Source organism: Shewanella gelidimarina (genome assembly GCF_023283945.1).
GTDB classification, from domain to species: domain Bacteria; phylum Pseudomonadota; class Gammaproteobacteria; order Enterobacterales; family Shewanellaceae; genus Shewanella; species Shewanella gelidimarina.
On the sequence record NZ_JAKIKW010000056.1, the window covers coordinates 1 to 2,223 of the forward strand.

The following is a 2,223-nucleotide window of genomic DNA, read 5'->3' on the forward strand; positions in this document are numbered from 1 at the left end:
GGGTCAGTAACCGTTAACTGACCATCGGCGCGCAAAGTGCCGCCACTGGCGAGGTCTTTATCTTCAGTCAGGCTTGCAGTTGAAGTTCCGCCAATGACGGCTTTATCATCAGTGCCGTTAATGGTGACAGTAATTTTCTGCTCGGTACCATCTACTGAATGCACTAACAAAGTATCAGTAACGGTTTCACCCGTTTTAAGCCCTTGGATCTGTGGATTGCCGTTGTTGGCGGTGTAAGTCCAATGGCCGTTATTATTGATACTCAACTCGCCATATTGGCCTTGCAGGTGATCTGCTGTGAATAGAGCTTGGCCAGAGTCGGGGTCAGTAACCGTTAACTGACCATCGGCGCGCAAAGTGCCGCCGCTAGCGAGATCTTTATCTTCCGTCAGACTAGCAGTTGATACACCAGCGATTACAGCTTTGTCATCAGTACCGTTAATGCTGACAGTGATCTTCTGCTCAGTGCCATCGATGCTGTGAACCAGCAAAGTATCAGTAATGACTTCACCGGTCTTCAGGCCTTGGATCTGGGCGCTGCTGTTATAACCTGTGTAGGTCCAATGGCCATTACTGTTGATACTCAGCTCGCCATATTGGCCTTGCTGGTGATCTGCTGTGAATTGATCTTGACCAGAGTCGGGGTCAGTAACCGTTAACTGACCATCGGCGCGTAAAGTACCGCCACTGGCAAGGTCTTTATCTTCAGTCAGGCTTGCTGTTGATACACCTGCAATCACGGCTTTGTCATCGTTGCCATTGATGGTGATTGTGATCTTCTGCTCAGTGCCATCTACCGAATGCACCAACAAAGTATCAGTAATGACTTCACCGGTCTTCAGTCCTTGGATCTGTGGGCTGCTGTTATTGGCAGTGTAAGTCCAATGGCCATTACTGTTGATACTCAACTCGCCATATTGGCCTTGCAGGTGATCGGCGTTGAACTGATTTTGTCCCGCGTCTAAGTCCGATATTGCTAGAGCACCGTCGACAAATAAGAGGCCTCCCTTAAGGTTAAAATCTTCTCTTAAAGATACCTGGGTTGCCCCTTCTATATCAGGGCTGGGCATATAAGCTGTTTGAGGTGAAAAACCAAATACATTTGTAATTAGAGCTTTGTCATCAGTACCATTAATAGTGATGTTAATTGTCTGTTCAGTGCCGTCGATGCTATGAATAATGAGTGTATCGGTGAGCTGCTCGCCGCTTTTTAAACCCTGAATTATGGAGGAGTTATTGTCAGTGCTATAGCTCCAATGACCTCGTTCATCTATCAAGAATTGTCCATAGCTGCTTTGATAATGGCTGGCTGTGAACTGGCTTTGGCCAGAGTCGAGGTCGGTAATCGTCAATTGGCCTGTCGTTTTTAATTGCTCGCCATTTTGATCAATAAATACGTCTTTATCTTCTGTAATAGAACCCGTCGTAGTGCCAGCAATTTGAGCTGATTCATTGCTGCCGTTAACTTGCACTGTAATTTGTTGTGATACGGGCAGACCCGAACTATCGGTCGCCGTCACGGTAAAGGTTTCTGTGGCGCTTTGGCCTTGATTAAGCGCAAGAGTATTAGGGCTTTGATTGCTTAAATGGTACTGCCAACCACCCGTGCCGGGGTCAATAGTTAGTGATCCCATTTGACCTTGGCCATTGGTTACTGCCCAGCTAACACTATCGCCATGATCCGAGTCTGTTGCGATCAGGCTACCTGACGCAGTATCGATTGCTCCGTGCTCATTCAACGCCGCATGATGAGTACCTGAAATAGTCGGTAGATCATTGCTGCCTTCAACCTCCACTGTAATAATCGTTTCAACGTGATTTCCTTCGGCATCGGTGGCGGTAATGATAAATTGCTCAGTGTGATGTTCGTTTTCAGCTAAAGCATTTGTGGCAGCAGAAGCATTATTGAGTTGGTAGTGCCACTGGCCTGTGGCGGGGTCGATGTTAATTAATCCAAATTGCCCCTGTGAGTTGGCGATACTCCATTCTATTTGAGCTGCGTTGTGGCCTTGAGCATGTAACGATCCTGATACCACATCAGTGCTAGAATCTTCTTTAACTTGCTGAATTTGTTGTTGACTATTAATAGCCAATGGCTTTTCATGCGTGCCAGTGCCAGTGCCAGTGCCAGTGCCAGTGCCAGTGCCAGTGCCAGTGCCAGTGCCAGTGCCAGTGCCAGTGCCAGTGCCAGTGCCAGTGCCAGTGCCAGTGCCAGTGCCAGTG

At 47.9% G+C, this 2,223-nt stretch carries 1 protein-coding gene; it reads right to left on the minus strand.

All coding sequences use genetic code 11. The annotated features are described in order from the left end of the window. The coding region (locus L2729_RS21435) for a VCBS domain-containing protein (protein ID WP_248990042.1) at positions 1-2,093 on the minus strand (2,093 nt) is incomplete at its 3' end. Positions 2,094-2,223: the final 130 nt, after the last annotated feature.